The following is a 15409-nucleotide window of genomic DNA, read 5'->3' as shown; positions in this document are numbered from 1 at the left end:
CCAAAGTCAACCGGTTTCGACGTCTGAGCTTCTATTGGATCTCGTCTATGCCGTAGCGCTTCAGAATTGCCTTCTGGATGCCGTCCTTGATGAGGCGGTCGAGACCCGCCTGCATCCTGGCGATCAGGTCGTCGGGTACGTCCGGGTTGCAGGCAATGCCGAGATGCTGTTCGGAGAACAGGATGACCTTTTCGATCGGCGTTCCGTCGGCCTTGAGCTTTTGATAGACGCCTTCCGACATGGGCATCAGGTCGATACGATCCTGCAGCAGCTTTCTGAGCGTCGTATCGACATTGGCGCTGAGATCGATCTTCGGGAAACCGAAGCTCTTCAGAAGCCCCTCGGTATAATCGGCGCGATGAGTGCCGACCGTATATTGCTTGGCCTCGTCCAGGGTGGTCGCCGCGGCCTTCGAACCCGCATGGCGGACAAGGATGTTGCGATCGATGAACAGCGGCACGACCCATTTGAAACGAGGCTCGCGGTCGGGCGTGCGGGCGGCGGCGAAGACGCAGTGCATGGATTGCGTCTCGGCCATGGCGATCGCGCGGGCCCAGGGCATGATCTCCAGCGTGTAAGGCGTGCCGGCGTCCTGCATGATGATGTCTACCTGGTCGATGCCCACGCCGCGATAGTTGCCGCCGGGCTCCTGGTAGCTGAAGGGCGGGTAGGACTCGGTCGAAAAGACGATGGCCTGCTGGGCATGGGCGCCACACGCGAGGCTGAGGCTGGCAAGAAGCGGCGCTGCGATTTTCATCTGTCCACCTTCCAAACGCACATGTTGTCATTTCTGACCCGGCATCTGGTCCGGAGGTGAGAACTTGTCAGCTCGCCATGGACTCGATCTCGGCCTGCCGGGCGGAGAGGGCCGAGAGCAGTTCGGAAATTTCGCGGGGCTTCGAGAAAAGATAGCCCTGCGCATAGTCGATGCCCATTTGCCGTAACAACGAGCGCTGTTCTTCCGTCTCGACGCCTTCGGCGACGACCTTGCAATTCATCTTATGAGAAATAGCACTGATGCCTTCGACTAGCATCCTGTTCTTACTGCCTATGTCGCCCGTCTGTTCGGTGAGCGAGCGGATAAAGGACTGGTCGATCTTGACGATATCGACCGGGAAACGACTCATATAGCTCAGCGACGAATAACCGGTGCCGAAATCGTCGAGCGCGATGCGGCAGCCGAAGCGATGGAGTTCGTTGAGAATGGTGCGGATTTCCGGGTTGTCGTGCATCAGCACGGCTTCGGTGATTTCCACCACCAGGCGCGACGGATCGATGCCGTAGCGGCCGAGCAGGCCGGCAAGGCGTGCCGGCAGGCCGGGCTCGAATTGCAGTGGCGAGAAGTTGACCGCGACATAGGTCTCGTCCATGCCGGGCAGGCGCGAGACGCGGGCGAGGTTCGCCATCGCGTCTTCCAGGATGAGGTTGCCGATCTGACCGATCGAGCCGGTCTCCTCGGCAACGCTGATGATGCCGGCCGGCGACAACAGGCCCTTGCGGGGATGGCGCATCCGCATCAGCGCTTCGAAGCCCGAGGGGATGCCGGTCTCGATGTCGACGATCGGCTGGAAATGCGCCTCGAACCAGCTCGCGGCGATGGCGACTTCGATGTCGCTCTCGATTTCGGCCCTTTCCCGCGTCTGGTCTAGAATGGCGGGATCGTAGACCTGCGCGCCGTTCTTGCCGTCGCGTTTGCGGGCATACATGGCCATGTCCGACTTTTGCAGCAGTTCGGCGGCACTGGCGGCATGGCTCGGATAGAAGGCAAGGCCGATACTGGCGCTCAACCGCACGCCGGTTCCCTCGATCCGGAAGGGAACCTCGAACATGTCGACGATCTTCTGGCTGAGTTCGGTCGCGCGGCGTTCGGCACCGTCTCCGGTGATCAGGATGGCGAATTCGTCGCCGCCGAGGCGTGAGGCGGTATCGCCGTCGTTGAGCATCGGCCGCGTCCGTTCGACGAACTGGCAGAGCACGGCGTCGCCGGCTGCATGGCCGAGATTGTCGTTGATCGCCTTGAAGCGGTCGAGATCGACGAACAGGCAGGCGACCTCGGTGCGCGCCTTGTCGGCCTCGACGATCTTCTGGTCGAGCGTCGCTTCGAAACCCTGACGATTCAGGAGCCCGGTCAGATGGTCGGAGATGGCCTGCTGACGGTTGCGCAGTTCCGATTGCCTGAGTTCCGTGACGTCCGTCATGACGCTCAGCGAGCCGGGAATGTTGCCGCCGGCCGTGCCGAGCTCGGTCTCGACGATCAACACGTCCATCAGGCGGCTGTCGGCGCACAGGAACCGGACCGTGACTTCGATCGCCGGGCCGCTCGATTTTCCCTGCTGCTTGCGCCTTGCATAAATCTGGCGGTCCGCAGGGGCCACCAGTTCGGAAAAGGGATGGCCGATCACGTCCTCGCGGCGATAGCCGGTCGCGAGAAGCCAATAGTCGCTGACTGCGGCGATCTGGTCGCCTTGGGTGAGCGAAAACAGCATGGCCGGCGTCAGGTTGTAGATTTCCGTCGTCTGCTGATGCGCGCGCTTCAGCTCGCGCTCCTCGCGCTCTAGCAGCGTCTGCATTTCGTTGAAGCTCTTCGCCAGCCGTCCCATCTCGTCGTTCGAGCGCCAGTCGACATGGTGGCGCGAACCGAGCCTGCGGGTTGCCTCAATGGCGGCGGTCAACCGCATCAGCGGCTTGATGACCATGACGCGATTGCCGAGGATCGCTGCGCCGAAGACCGTCAGGATGGTGATGATGAAGATGGAGATGAAGGCCATTTCCATCTGGTGCAGGGCGGAGAACCAGCCAAGCTTGGGTACATAGACGGTAATGCTGCCGACATTGCGGGTGCCCTGCTGCGATTTGTAGAAGATCGGCTCGGAAATTGCTTCAAGGCCACGGAAATCGGCCGGATTGACGTCGACTTCGGAAATATTCAGCTTGCCCGTATTGTCGCTGATCTGCACGCCGTTGATGGCGGGATCGGCTATCAGCATCGAGGCGACCTGGTGAATGCTGTCGGTGTCGAGATCCCAGAGCGGTTTGCCGAGGGCCTGGGAATTGGTCACCAGCACGACATTGACATGTTCGCTGAGGTTCTCGGCGGCCTGCTGGGAGGAAAGCGCCAAGAAGAGCGTGAACAGCGGTGCAACGACGACCAGGAGGGCGCCTGAAATGATCGCAATAAAACGACTCTCAACGGAATGAGTCACCGTCTTCCCCGCATTCATCGTCTGGCTGCCGCCGGACTTTTCCCGTCATGCTTGAAGTAGCGTGCATCGTTTCACGTATTCATTAAACTTCACTGAAACGAGAGTACCAAGATTCGAGCGAATTACGGAAGCAGCGTTACTAAACTGTATTCAGCGGGTAATAAAAAACCCGCTTTCTTGCGAAAGCGGGTCCCATTTCAAGAATTTCGGCCTGGTTATTCAGCAGTAGCCGGTTCTTCCTCGGCAACGCCTGCAGCCGGGGCGACGATCGTCGCGATGGTGAAGTCGCGGTCGGAGATGACCGGACGTACGCCAGCCGGCAGCTTGACGGCGGAGATGTGGAGGCTATCGCCGATCTTCGCGCCCGTCAGGTCGACGGTCAGGAATTCCGGAATGTCGTTGGCCGGGCAAAGCAGCTCGACTTCGTGACGCACGATGTTGAGAACGCCGCCGACCTTGATGCCCGGGGACTTCTCTTCGTTGACGAAGTGAACCGGAACTTCAACGGAAACTTCCGTGTTGCCCGAGACGCGCAGAAAGTCCACGTGCATGGTGAAGTCGCGGACCGGATCGAGCTGATAGTCCTTCGGAAGGACCTGGATCTTCTCGCCGTTGACTTCGATCGTGGCAATGGTGGTCATGAAACCACCGGCATGGATGCGCTTCGTCACTTCGTTGGTCGACAGAGCGATCGCGAGGGGGGACTGCTTGTCACCATAGATGACAGCAGGAATGAAACCGTTGCGGCGAAGTTCACGGGAGGACCCCTTACCTACCCGTTCGCGCGCCTCGGCCTTGAGCTCGTAAGATGCGTGGCTCATGGCATATCCTTTCGAGGTTGTTTGGAGAGTTTTTGGCAAGCGTTGTCGGCTCGCGTCAAACCGAAGGGCACCATCCGATGCGCTTCATCCGCGTTGCCTCCAAGGGTGTCTACGCGGACCGGCGCGCTATAATACAACGAGCAAGGATGTGCAAGCTTTTCGGCCTGAAAACAAAGGGCCTGCGCTTGACTTCGCCGGTTCGTCTTCCACATTGGTGCCGGTTGAACGAGGGAAGGGCTTGATTCATGAAACGGACTTTGATCGCGGCCGGCCTGATGGCTGCGTCATGCGTATATCCGGTTGCGGCGGCTGAAATCAACGACAAGGGTGCCCGAACCCTCAAGGACAGCCTCATCTACTTCCTGCCGGATACGGTCAAGTCCACGGGCTTCCTGACCGTCAAGCCGGCCGGCGAGCGCTACGAGATCAGCTACGATTTCGCCAAGCTCCTCAAGTCCATCAACAAGAAAGACTTCACGGTTTCCGGTCTGAAGCCGCTTTCGGTCTTCGCCGCGCCCCTCGACAACGGCCAGTGGAAGTTCAACAGCGACAGCGACATGAATTTCACCGTCAAGGGCAAGATGCCCGACGGCAAGCCGACGAATCTGAGCTATTCCGTCACCGACATGGTGTTTTCCGGCATTTTCGATCCGGCGATCAGCTATCTGCGCTCGGGCGAGGCGACGTCCGGCCCGATCCGCATGGTCTCGAAGAGCGGCCCGGAAGAGGTCGAGGCGAGTTTCGCGAGCACGAACTATTCACTCGCATCCTCGGCGAGTGCCGTTGCCGGGAGCACCGATTTCACCGGCAAGGGCTCGTTCTCGCGTTTCTATGAACGGATTGTGACGTCGGAAACCCCGCCGGTGCAGATCCGCGCCGAAAGCCTCGATTTCGACGTCAGTGTCCAGGGCGTGGTGGCCGAGAAGATTCGCAATCTCGTCGCCTTCGTGCTGGAACTCGTCAACGATGAAAAGCCCTCGCAGGCCGAGGTCGCGAAACTGAAGGAACTCATACGTGGCGCAATGCCGTTCTTCACGGCGCTCTCGGAAAAGATCACCTTCAACCAGTTCACCGTGGCAAGCCCGATCGGCGATTTCGGCATCAACAAGCTCGACTACCTGTTCACGATGAGCGAGCCAGCCGCAGCAACCCGGATCGGCTTCGGGGCGCGCGTCGAGAACATCTCCACGCCTGCCGGCATCATCCCTCCGCTCTACGCCCAGCTTGTGCCCGACATGGCGGAAGTTGAGGTCGGGATCGCCGACCTCAACTTCCAGCGGTTCATCGACACCCTGATGGAAATGGACTTTTCGAAACCCACTCCGCTGCCGGAAGCGGAGGGCGAGCGTCTCGGCAGGGCCTTTCTCGACGACGGACAGCTGACAATCGATTTCCCGCGGGTCGCCGCGAAATCGGCGCTTTACGATGTCGAAGCCTCCGGCAAGGTCAAGGGTTATCCGGACGAGAAGGAGCGCTACACGCTCGAAACCTCGATTCTTGCGCGCGACATCGACAAGCTGATCCAGTATTTCCAGGCCGCCGCCAAGAACGACCCCGAATTCAACCAGGTTTCGTTCGCGATGATGATGGCGAAGGGCATGGCGAAGACTGAGCCGGATGGCCGCCTGCGCTGGGACATCAAGTTCGAGGACGGCAAGAGCTTCAGCGTCAACGGGCAGCCGATCCAATGATCTGACGATCTGTCCACACCTTCTTATACCGGCCTTACGTTTGCCAGTCAGCCGGCATTTACCATCCCAAGGAACGTTTAGAACATGTTTCGGTGCTAAAACTTCTCAATCAAAACAGTTGAAAAGTATCAAGCATTCATGTTTCGCGTTTTCTCCTGCATCTTCGTCGAGCACGATCTCCGCTATATCGCCTGCGCGGTATTGATCTGTGTGGTCGGGTCCTTCCTGACCATCCGGCTTTTTTCCAGAGCCCGGCGCGGCGGCGGGATGGAAAAGGGCATCTGGGTGTTCCTGACGGGTTTCATCGGCGGTTCGACAACCTGGACGACGCACTTCCTCGCGATGCTCGGTTATCTCGGAGGCGGGCAGGCGGGATATGACCCGACCCAGACGCTTTTGTCCTTCATGATCGCGGTCGCCAGCGCCACGATCGGCTTCGGTGTTGCAAGCTATGGCGGCCGATCCCTGCTTGCGGAGGCCGGCGGCGTCGTCATAGGGCTCGGTATCGCTGCGATGCATTACACGGGCATGGCCGCCTATGAAGTGCAAGGCGTCATCGACTGGAACCAGTCCTACGTTGTCGCCTCGCTCATCTTTGCCGCCGTTCTCGGCGCTCTGGTGACCAATCGCGTCGTGCATCCGGTGACGCGGTTCTGCAAGTACGGTTCGATCCTGGCGATGATCCTTGCGATCGCTACGACCCATTTCACCGCCATGGGGGCGATCGATGTCGTTCTCGATCCGAATGCCGTCCTGCCGAATGAGGTCGTACCGCCGTTGGTGCTAGGATTCGCCGTGCTGTCGCTGATGCTGATCCTGCTGGCGCTGACAGCGGCCACCTATCTGATCGATGCCCGCATGACCAAGGCTGCCGTCGAGCAGTATCGCCACCTTTCCCTGCACGACGCTTTGACCGGTCTTGCCAATCGCGCCGCGTTCAACGAGCAGCTTGCGGAGATCGCGGCGCGACCGGCGGATATGGCCGCACGCATCGCAGTTCTCTCGCTCGACCTCAACCGCTTCAAGGAAATCAACGACGTCCACGGCCATGCCGCTGGCGACGAGGTGCTGCGCACGATCGGTGGCAGGCTTGCCGAGGCGGCAGGTGAGGGCGAATTCATCGCCCGTGTCGGGGGCGACGAGTTCGTCGCGCTGAAACACATGTACTACCGGCGCTCCGACGCGATGTTGCTCGCCGGTCGGCTGCTTGCGGAAGTCTGCAAGCCGGTCGAATGGAACGGCAACACGCTCACCGTCGGTTCTAGCGTCGGGATTGCGCTCTATCCGGGGGACGCGAAGACGGTCGACGATCTCGTGGCCCAGGCGGACGTCGCCATGTACCGCGCCAAACAGTCGGGCGACAATGCCATCCGCTTCTACGACTCTTCGATGGATCAGGCCGCCCGCGAACGCAACGCGCTCGCCATGGACATGCGTTCCGGGCTCGTGGCGGGCCAGTTCGAACTCTACTACCAACTTCAGAACGACACGTTCACCGGCGAGGTCATCGGGTTCGAGGTTCTGTTGCGCTGGAACCATCCGGTCCGCGGACTTGTGTCTCCCAACGAGTTCATCCCGATCGCCGAGCGCACCGGCTTCATCGTCGAACTCGGCGAATGGGTGCTTCGGAGCGCCTGCGCGGAGGCGGCGACCTGGAAAAACCCGTTCTGCTTCGCCGTCAACGTCGCCGGCCAGCAGCTTTCCGATCCGAAATTCCCGAACAAGGTCCGCGACATCCTCAAGGAGACGGGACTGGATGCGGAGAGGCTCGAGCTCGAGATCACCGAGTCCGGCATTATCGCCGATCATCAGCGGGCGCTGCAGACCGTTCGCCACTTGAAGAGCCTCGGCGTGAAGATCGCCATGGACGACTATGGCACCGGTTATTCGTCGCTTTCGACGCTGATGTCCTTCCCTTTCGACAAGATCAAGATCGACCGCACCTTCGTGGATGGGCTTGCGGATAATTCCCAGTCGGCGGCGATCGTCCGCTCGACCCTCATCCTCGCCTCGAGCCTTCACATACCGGTGCTTGCCGAAGGGGTGGAGACGGATGCGCATATGGCCTTCCTGCGCAAGGAGGGCTGCATGCAGGTGCAGGGATATCTTTTTGGCAGACCTGGCCCGAGGGCGCTGATCGAGCATCTCGTCAATGGCGAGGCCGGCGGTGAAATCCGATCGGCGGAGGCCGCCAAGGTCGCCTGACCTTGGCCTCAGCGGCGCGGTTCGCCGCCCGGGGCATAGACCGTCTTCTGCTCGAAACGGAACTTGTGGCCGCACTGGCTGCAGCGGATCATGTATTTGCGCGGATCGGTCGAGGCGAATTCGGTCAGAAAACCTTTCGGCAGCTCATCGATGCGAAAATCGCGATTGCCCTGCCGCCTGTCGTCGGTCTCGGAAACCTCGGCGAAACCGACATTGCCGCACTGGGAACATTCGAGCTTTCGGGAATAACGGTCGCGAGCGGCCATGCTTGTCTCCTTCTTCGCAGCGCCTTCTAGCCGAAGCTTTGGCACAAAGCAAAACGCCGGAACCTGGTTCCGGCGTTTTCCGTAGACGATTTGCAGTTACTTCAAGCAGGCTCTCTAGCGGCGGCACTCGCCGGACGCGACGACGCTGAAGCCGGCGTTTGCCGCTTCGCAGGCGTTCGGGAAAGTCTGGGTGCGTCCACCCTGCTGGCCGCAGACGGGACGGTACTCTCGCGTGCAGAAGCGGGGTTCCTCGGGCCTTCCGGGACGGCCGGGCTGGTTCCAGTCCGGACGATCCGGCCGGTCGGGACGATCGGGCCGGCCGGGTTGGTTCCAGTCCGGGCGGTCGGGTCGTTGCGGGCGATCCCAGTCGGGCCGGTCTGGCCGACCGGGGCGATCCGGAGTTCCCGGGCGATCCCAGTCCGGGCGATCAGGCCTCTGGGGCCGGTTCCAGTCCGGCCGGGGCCGTTCCGGCGGATAATAGCCGCCCGGCCTGCTGCCGCCATCGACGCAGGCCGACAGTAGCAGCGGAATGACGAGGAAAATGGCCAGTCTCTTCGACAGGCCGATCAAGGAAGACATTGCGACTCACCCTCTGTTTGCGTTCGAAGGCGAGTCTATCCAAATACTTGTAGCAGAAGAAGGTCAGTCGAACAGGCTGGAGACCGAGGCTTCCATCGCCGTGCGTTTGATCGCCTCGCCGAGCAGGCTGGCGGTGCTGATCACCCGGATATTGTGCGCCGACTGGACTGCCGTGGTCGGCTGGATCGAGTCGGTGATCACCAGTTCCTTGAGCTTGGAGGCGGAGATGCGGGCGACCGCCCCGCCGGAGAGGACGCCATGGGTGATATAGGCCGTGACGCTCGCTGCACCCTGCGCCAAAAGCGCGTCGGCGGCGTTGCAGAGCGTGCCGCCGGAGTCGACGATGTCGTCGATCAGTAGACAGTCCTTGCCGTCCACTTCGCCGATGATGTTCATCACCTCGGACTCGCCGGCGCGCTCGCGGCGCTTGTCGACGATGGCGAGCTGAGAGTCGATCCGCTTGGCGAGCGCACGGGCACGCACCACGCCACCAACGTCGGGCGAAACGACCATGACGTTCTTGAGATCGTAATGTTCCTTGACGTCACGAACCAGGATCGGCACGGCAAACAGGTTGTCCGTCGGAATGTCGAAGAAACCCTGGATCTGGCCGGCATGCAGGTCGAGCGTCAGCACGCGGTCGGCACCGGCCTCGGTGATCAGATTGGCGACGAGCTTGGCCGAGATCGGCGTGCGGCCGGAGGCACGACGGTCTTGGCGGGCATAGCCGAAATAGGGCAGGACAGCGGTGATGCGCTTGGCCGATGACCGACGGAAGGCGTCGATCATGATCAGCAGTTCCATCAGGTGGTCGTTGGTCGGGAACGACGTGGACTGGATGACGAAAACGTCTTCCCCGCGCACATTTTCCTGAATTTCAACGAAGATTTCCTGGTCTGCAAATCGCCTGACACTGGCTTTTCCGACTGGAACATTAAGATAGCTGCAGATCGCGTCGGCAAGATGCCGGTTCGAATTGCCTGCGAAAACCTTCATTGCGGTCCGCCTGTTTTGAAGCTGGATGCGGGCCTTTTACCGCCGCGGCCTTCGAATGCAAGTGCGTTTCGCACCCGCTCACTCTTTTTTATGAAGAAACTGTGACCCGTGGCTTTTGAGGTTCAGTCCAGGATCGACCGGCCAGACCGCTCAGCCCTGGGATTGGCGCCAGGCCACATACTCCTGGATCGTCCTGGCGGCGATGGTTTCCATGGTCGAAGCAGGGACCGACGTCCAGGGGTCCTGGCCACTGCCGGGCACGCTTTCCTGTCCCTGCATGCGGTGCAGCCGGGCGCCGGACCCGTCGAGGATATCCCAGACATAGACGACGGTGACCTTGCCGCTGTCGGAGAAGGCGGAGAAATAGCCTTTCAGGATATGCTCGGTGCTGCTGTCGCTCGACGGCCGGATCGTCAGTCCGTTGGCGCGGGCCTGGGCGCCGAGCTGGCGGGACAGCGGCGTTACCGCCTGGACCGGAGCGCCGATGATCGGCAGGAAGCGGACCGTCGGGCCCGATGCGGGCGGCAGCGAGGCGCTCTGCTGCTGTCGGGATTTTTGCTGGGCCGGAGCGGCCGCCGTCTCGGGCTGCTGCATGGCCTGCTGCTGGCCCTGCCATTGGGGCGGCGGGCCGGAGGAGGCGGGCGAGACGGTGTTGCCGGATTCCAGCGCCCTGGCCTGGGCTTCCAGCGTGTTCTGGGGACCGGATTGATAGCCGCCGCTGCTATTGTAGGTTTCCGGCTGCGCCGAGCGGGCCATGCGGTCGGTTTCGGCCTGGGTCACGGGCGAGGAGGTTCTGGCGCCTCCGCCACCGACATTCGCCTGCGGCGTCAACGCTTCCGTCGTGTTGCAGGAGGCAAGCGCAACCGCCAGCAGGGCAGCGGACAGCAGTGTTCCGAAAAGCCGCATGCCCGTCTCCCTGCCGTAGATTCCTCGGCCGGAGCTTAGGGTTGGCGTTCCCAACCTGTCAATTGCCTGATTTTCGTAGCGTTCAGCGCTGAATGAGCTCCAAAGCATGGCGGGAAAGTGGCTGCGGATCGCCTTCGGTCGTCAGGTAGGTATGGCCGAGGGTCATCGCGGCGCCGCTGTCGGAATCCATGATGATCATGTGCACGAACAGCGTCATGTCCGGCAGAATTTCCTGCGGATTGCCGAAGTGGAACATCTGGTGCTCCATCCAGGAAGGCGAGAAACGGGCCCCGAGCGAATAACCGCAGGCGTTGAGGCGATGGCGCGACAGGCCGCGCTCGTCGAGAATGCGGGCATGGGTGTCGAAGACGTCGCCGAAAGTCTGACCGGGGCGCAGAACCTCCTCGATCGCGGTGATGGTTTCGAGGCACGCCTTGTGGAGCTCGCGGTGGCGCGGCGACGGCTCGCCGACGATGACCGTGCGCATCATCGCCGCATGGTAATGCGCGGCCGCACCTGCCCATTCGAGCGTCAGCTGGTCGGTCGCGTCGAGCTTGCGGCGCCCGGCCTTGTAGCGGCAGAGCAGCGCGTCGGCGCCGGAGCCGATGATGAATTCGTTGGCGGGATAATCGCCGCCGCCGAGAAACACGGCGCCCTGCATGGCGGCGAGGATTTCCGCCTCGTCGCCGCCGGCTTTGATCAGCGGCAGCGCCGCGTCGAGCGCGTCGTCGGCAAGCTCGGCGGCACGGCGGGCAAAGGCGATTTCGGCCGGGCTTTTGACGAGGCGCAGCGAGCTGACCAGATAGGAGGCGTCGCTGATCTGGCCGAAGGTGGCGAGCTGGTTGTCGAGCAGGCGGGCGACGCGGCCGGTCATGCCGTGGGTATCGTATTCGACGCCGATCCTGGCGCCGAGAAGGTCCATGTCGCTCAACAGGTTCTTGAGGTCGAGTGTGGGGTCGGCATTCACCCGGTCCACCCAGACGACGATGTTCTCGACGATCGAGGTGTGGCGGGCCTGGCGCAGGTCGGCCGAGCGGGTGAGCAGCGTCATCGCCCCGTCGGCCTTGACGATCAGGGTCTGGAAAAAGCAGTAGCCGAACGTGTCGTAGCCGGTCAGCCAGTACATGCTTTCCTGGGCGAAGATCAAAAGCGCATCCAGCTTGTCGGCGCGCATCTTCTCCGTCAGCCGCGTCAGCCGGTCGGCGTATTCGCTCCTCTCGAAATGCAGGGCCATATCAATTCTCCCGAAGTGCGATTGCTGAAATCTGGCGGCCGTAATCCGGCTCTTTGGCATGGGTGGTGCGGCGGTAGGAATAGAACCGTTCCGCATCCGGATAGGTATCGAGACCGAGGCTTTCGGCCCTTACGCCTGCTGCTGCCAGCCGCCGGATGGTCAGCGACGGCAGGTCGAACATAGAATGTCCCGCATTCGATGACGGCGTGAAGAAAGCCTCGTAGGAGGGATCGTAGCTCAGGAACCGTTCGACGAATTCCGGTCCGACCTCGTAACTTGCCGGACCGATCGAGGGGCCAAGGACGGCGGTGATGTTCTCGCGCGCCGCACCCAGGGAGATCATCGCCTCGACGGTGTTCTCGAGCACGCCGGTCAACGCACCCTTCCAGCCGGCATGGGCAGCGCCGATCACGCCATTCTCGCCGTCGGCAAACAGGATCGGGCCGCAATCGGCCGCGAGCACCCCGAGCGCCACGCCCGGCACGCTCGTCACCATCGCGTCGACCTTCGGCCGTTCGCCTGCATAGGTCTCGTCGACCACGAAGACGTCGGGCGAATGGACCTGGTGCACGGTCGCGAGCTTTTCGAGGGGCAGGCCGAACCAGGCAGCGACCCGTGTGCGATTCTCGACCACTTTTTCGCGGTCATCGTCCGAGCCGACGCCGACATTCAGACCGGCATAGAGGCCTTCCGAAACGCCGCCCTTGCGGGTGAAGAAACCGTGGCGGATACGGGCGCCGGCCCTGTCGTTCAAGAGGGGGCTCTCGATCGGCTCCGGCAAGGGTATGTCCTGCATCGGCGTTGTCTATCCCGTTGATTTGAAGAGGTTTTGGGCGTTCTCTCAAGGCCTGCCCGCTGCTTCGATCTAGGGCGAGAGTGGCGCAAGAAAAGGGCGGATGTCAATCGATTGATGAATTGACGGCCGCTGTTTACTCCACCGCCCGAAACGGCATCAGCTTCAATGCCGGGCTCGATACCGCGATGACCTTGAAGAGTTCGCCCATCTTGCCGGCACCTTCACCGGCCAGCCGGTCGACGGCGGCGGCAATCAGGCGCTGCTCGCTGGGTTCCTTGTCCTTGGCAAGCGCGGTCGCCCTCTCGGCAAGGCCGAGGCCGAACAGGAAATCGCCCTGGCGCAGGCCGCCGTTCAGGTGAACGCCCGTGGAAACGGCAATGCGCGCGAGGTCCTCGAAGTCGACATGGCTGGTGAGATCCGCTTCGCCGGGATTTTCGAGCGGGGGATCGTAGTCATGGTGGCGTACCGCCTGCAGCGTATCGCCGAAACCGGTGACCAGATGGCCGTAGTCGATGATCAGGGCCGTGCCGCCGAAGATCCGCAAGCGTTCGCACAGCGTCAGCATCACCGCCTGTCGGGCGGGGGAAAGTTCGAAGATCGTGCCATCGGGAATGCCGGCTATGGGCGAGGGCAGCAGCTGCGGGTCGAGCGTGGCGATGCCTACAGCAAAACCGAGTTCGTCCTCGGCGGTCAGTCCGACGAGGCGTTCGCGAAAACCGGTCGGTGTCTTGACGAACTGGCGGATCGGGATCGCGTCGAACAATTCGTTGGCGGCGATCAGCGTAAATCCTTCGGGGACTTCCTCGAAACTGTCGTGCCAAGAGATCTTGGTGGAGAAGGCCTCGAGCGTGATGCGCTGGACGCCGCGCAGGCGCTCGCTGGTCTCGACCAGATGCACGTGCAGGTCTTCGAAAAACCGGGGCGCGATGCGTTTGATCACCCGCAGCATGTCGGCCATCATCGTGCCGCGGCCGGGGCCGATCTCCACCAGCCTGACGCCGGTCGGCGTGCCATGCTGCTGCCAGGCATGGACCATGAAGACGCCGACCATCTCGCCGAATAACTGGCTGATCTCCGGCGCGGTGATGAAATCACCGTGGCGGCCGAAAGGCTCGCGGGTGCGATAATAACCGTATTCCGGATCGGCGAGGCACAGCGCGAAATAGTCGGTCACGCTGATCGGGCCGTTGGTGCGGATCAGGGTCTTGATTTTTTCGGTGAGGGGGGTGCTCAACGGCGTGCCTCCCTCAGGCCTTCGCCGCGGACGTTACCGCCGCGCGGGCACGGAGAATGGCCCAGACACCCGCAGCGATCATCGGCAGAGACAGCACCATGCCCATGGTCAGCCAATTGGTGCCGAGCAGATAACCGAGCTGCGCATCCGGCTCCCGGAAAAATTCCACGAAGATGCGGCAGAGCGCGTAGCCGATGACGAAGGTGCCGGCGATGGTACCCGGGACCTTCAGTGCCTTGAACCGGAAGATCAGCAGGGCAAGGACCAGCAGAAGCACGATGCCTTCGAGGCCGGCTTCGTAAAGCTGGCTCGGATGGCGCGAGAATGGGCCGCCGGTCGGGAAGACGACGGCCCAGGGTGCGCTGCTGAGGCGCCCCCAGAGTTCGCCGTTGATGAAATTGGCGACGCGGCCGAAGAACAGGCCGAAAGGCACGACGGCGGCGACCGTGTCGAACATACTCCAGACGGGAATGGCATTGCGGCGGGCGAAGATGATCATCGCGATCGTGGCGCCGATGAAGCCTCCGTGGAAGGACATGCCGCCGTTCCAGATCTCGATCGCGCGGATGGGGTTCGCGGCCACGGACCCCATGTCGTAGAACAGGATATAGCCGATGCGGCCGCCAAGCACGATCCCAGCCGCGACCCAGACGAGGAAGTCGTCGAGCTGGGCGGCCGTGATCGGCGACTGGCCGTCTTTCCACAGCGAGCCGTTCGCGGCCAGCCGACGCGCATAAAACCATCCGAGCATGATGCCGGCGACATAGGCGAGCCCATACCAATGGACCGCCAGCGGGCCGATGGAGAAGGCCACCGGATCGATATTCGGGAAAGGCATCAGAGCGAAAAGATGAAGCGCTTCGTACAAATTACAGGGTTCCCAGCTCACGGCCCAGATAGCGGCATTGGCCGGAACATGGCGTTGCGGCCATCGGCGGTCAAGGTGAATCTAAGCCGGTGCTGATGCGAACGGTGGATGATGCTTGCAAGCGGCACCCACAGGCCCTACTTGATCCCTATGGACATTCGCCGGCCCGGATTGCCGGCCAGACGATATGGGAGTTCAGAACCATGGCAACCGGCACGAACCGCATTCTCGACGATTTCGCGCGGCTGATGACCGATGCGGCCGGCGCTGCCCAGGGCGTGCGCAAGGAGGTCGAAACGGCATTCCATGCCCAGGCCGAGCGGTTTCTCAACAATATGGATGTGGTCAAGCGCGAGGAATTCGAAGCCGTCCGCGAAATGGCCGCCCGCGCGCGCGACGAGAACGAGGCGCTGAAGGCGCGGATCGAAGCGCTGGAAGCGAAGCTTTCGGGGCAGTGATCTGCGTTTCCCGGGGATGATCTCCCTCTTTCCCGGAAAATCCGACACTTAGATTGTCGGCTAAGATCCTGATTTTTCTTGCTCTCCCCAAGGGGAGAGGAATGCGGCTTGCCCAATACCTTCCCCGCCCTTTGAACCCATGCCTACAATCC

14 protein-coding genes are annotated in these 15409 nt (G+C 61.9%); 3 read left to right on the top strand and 11 right to left on the bottom strand.

Translation table 11 applies throughout. The features are described 5' to 3' along the window. Positions 1 to 31: 31 nt before the first annotated feature. The 3 genes from GQ59_RS00690 to GQ59_RS00680 all read right to left on the bottom strand — a co-directional run bounded on the left by GQ59_RS00690 (position 32) and on the right by GQ59_RS00680 (position 4024). On the bottom strand, positions 32 to 757 hold the full coding sequence (locus tag GQ59_RS00690; RefSeq protein ID WP_037076310.1) for a substrate-binding periplasmic protein: 726 nt from the start codon (positions 755 to 757) through the stop codon (positions 32 to 34). A 67-nt stretch (positions 758 to 824) separates the two neighbouring features. After that, a complete protein-coding gene (locus GQ59_RS00685) occupies positions 825 to 3203 on the bottom strand; it encodes an EAL domain-containing protein (RefSeq protein WP_037078011.1) in 2379 nt (792 codons plus the stop codon). Between the two features lie 215 nt (positions 3204 to 3418). After that, positions 3419 to 4024, bottom strand: a complete 606-nt coding sequence (locus GQ59_RS00680) for a 50S ribosomal protein L25/general stress protein Ctc (protein WP_037076308.1) — start codon at positions 4022 to 4024, stop codon at positions 3419 to 3421. A 245-nt stretch (positions 4025 to 4269) separates the two neighbouring features. Between GQ59_RS00680 and GQ59_RS00675 the strand changes: the two genes are divergently transcribed. Beyond that, positions 4270 to 5715: a hypothetical protein gene (locus GQ59_RS00675; RefSeq protein ID WP_037076306.1), complete on the top strand. Its 1446-nt coding sequence runs from the start codon at positions 4270 to 4272 to the stop codon at positions 5713 to 5715. Between the two features lie 138 nt (positions 5716 to 5853). After that, positions 5854 to 7920 (top strand): putative bifunctional diguanylate cyclase/phosphodiesterase, encoded by a 2067-nt coding sequence (locus GQ59_RS00670; RefSeq protein ID WP_037076305.1) that lies wholly within the window; start codon positions 5854 to 5856, stop codon positions 7918 to 7920. An 8-nt stretch (positions 7921 to 7928) separates the two neighbouring features. Here GQ59_RS00670 and GQ59_RS00665 read toward each other — a convergent pair whose 3' ends face one another. The 8 genes from GQ59_RS00665 to lgt all read right to left on the bottom strand — a co-directional run bounded on the left by GQ59_RS00665 (position 7929) and on the right by lgt (position 14769). After that, positions 7929 to 8186, bottom strand: coding sequence for a hypothetical protein (locus GQ59_RS00665; protein ID WP_037076303.1), 258 nt, complete (start codon positions 8184 to 8186; stop codon positions 7929 to 7931). A 114-nt stretch (positions 8187 to 8300) separates the two neighbouring features. Then, a complete protein-coding gene (locus tag GQ59_RS32965) occupies positions 8301 to 8765 on the bottom strand; it encodes a Kazal-type serine protease inhibitor family protein (RefSeq protein WP_084682926.1) in 465 nt (154 codons plus the stop codon). Between the two features lie 63 nt (positions 8766 to 8828). Then, positions 8829 to 9761, bottom strand: a complete 933-nt coding sequence (locus GQ59_RS00660; RefSeq protein ID WP_037076300.1) for a ribose-phosphate pyrophosphokinase — start codon at positions 9759 to 9761, stop codon at positions 8829 to 8831. 150 nt (positions 9762 to 9911) lie between these two features. Further along, on the bottom strand, positions 9912 to 10667 hold the full coding sequence (locus GQ59_RS00655) for a hypothetical protein (RefSeq protein ID WP_051903716.1): 756 nt from the start codon (positions 10665 to 10667) through the stop codon (positions 9912 to 9914). 82 nt (positions 10668 to 10749) lie between these two features. Then, on the bottom strand, positions 10750 to 11901 hold the full coding sequence (locus GQ59_RS00650; protein ID WP_037076297.1) for a M24 family metallopeptidase: 1152 nt from the start codon (positions 11899 to 11901) through the stop codon (positions 10750 to 10752). A gap of 1 nt (position 11902) precedes the next feature. Continuing rightward, positions 11903 to 12697, bottom strand: coding sequence for a peptidoglycan editing factor PgeF (pgeF, locus tag GQ59_RS00645; protein ID WP_037076294.1), 795 nt, complete (start codon positions 12695 to 12697; stop codon positions 11903 to 11905). Between the two features lie 133 nt (positions 12698 to 12830). After that, positions 12831 to 13931: a class I SAM-dependent methyltransferase gene (locus GQ59_RS00640; protein WP_037076292.1), complete on the bottom strand. Its 1101-nt coding sequence runs from the start codon at positions 13929 to 13931 to the stop codon at positions 12831 to 12833. Between the two features lie 13 nt (positions 13932 to 13944). Further along, on the bottom strand, positions 13945 to 14769 hold the full coding sequence (gene lgt / locus GQ59_RS00635; RefSeq protein ID WP_037078006.1) for a prolipoprotein diacylglyceryl transferase: 825 nt from the start codon (positions 14767 to 14769) through the stop codon (positions 13945 to 13947). A gap of 233 nt (positions 14770 to 15002) precedes the next feature. Between lgt and GQ59_RS00630 the strand changes: the two genes are divergently transcribed. Continuing rightward, the gene (locus GQ59_RS00630) at positions 15003 to 15257 is read left to right on the top strand and encodes an accessory factor UbiK family protein (protein WP_037076291.1); all 255 of its coding nucleotides are present in this window, start codon (positions 15003 to 15005) and stop codon (positions 15255 to 15257) included. Positions 15258 to 15409 lie beyond the last annotated feature (152 nt).

Origin of the sequence: Neorhizobium vignae (genome assembly GCF_000732195.1) — a bacterium.
GTDB lineage: Bacteria > Pseudomonadota > Alphaproteobacteria > Rhizobiales > Rhizobiaceae > Neorhizobium > Neorhizobium vignae.
The sequence above is the reverse complement of the archived record's forward strand: the minus strand, read 5'-3'. Positions and strand labels throughout refer to the sequence as shown.

Bases quoted from the DNA above. Each gene is read 5' to 3' on its own strand.
- GQ59_RS00665 (WP_037076303.1), bottom strand. From the start codon at position 8,186: ATGGCCGCTCGCGACCGTTATTCCCGAAAGCTCGAATGTTCCCAGTGC.
- GQ59_RS00630 (WP_037076291.1), top strand. From the start codon at position 15,003: ATGGCAACCGGCACGAACCGCATTCTCGACGATTTCGCGCGGCTGATG.
- GQ59_RS00675 (WP_037076306.1), top strand. From the start codon at position 4,270: ATGAAACGGACTTTGATCGCGGCCGGCCTGATGGCTGCGTCATGCGTA.
- GQ59_RS00655 (WP_051903716.1), bottom strand. From the start codon at position 10,667: ATGCGGCTTTTCGGAACACTGCTGTCCGCTGCCCTGCTGGCGGTTGCG.
- GQ59_RS00690 (WP_037076310.1), bottom strand. From the start codon at position 757: ATGAAAATCGCAGCGCCGCTTCTTGCCAGCCTCAGCCTCGCGTGTGGC.
- GQ59_RS00660 (WP_037076300.1), bottom strand. From the start codon at position 9,761: ATGAAGGTTTTCGCAGGCAATTCGAACCGGCATCTTGCCGACGCGATC.
- lgt (WP_037078006.1), bottom strand. From the start codon at position 14,769: ATGCCTTTCCCGAATATCGATCCGGTGGCCTTCTCCATCGGCCCGCTG.
- pgeF (WP_037076294.1), bottom strand. From the start codon at position 12,697: ATGCAGGACATACCCTTGCCGGAGCCGATCGAGAGCCCCCTCTTGAAC.
- GQ59_RS32965 (WP_084682926.1), bottom strand. From the start codon at position 8,765: ATGTCTTCCTTGATCGGCCTGTCGAAGAGACTGGCCATTTTCCTCGTC.
- GQ59_RS00670 (WP_037076305.1), top strand. From the start codon at position 5,854: ATGTTTCGCGTTTTCTCCTGCATCTTCGTCGAGCACGATCTCCGCTAT.
- GQ59_RS00680 (WP_037076308.1), bottom strand. From the start codon at position 4,024: ATGAGCCACGCATCTTACGAGCTCAAGGCCGAGGCGCGCGAACGGGTA.
- GQ59_RS00650 (WP_037076297.1), bottom strand. From the start codon at position 11,901: ATGGCCCTGCATTTCGAGAGGAGCGAATACGCCGACCGGCTGACGCGG.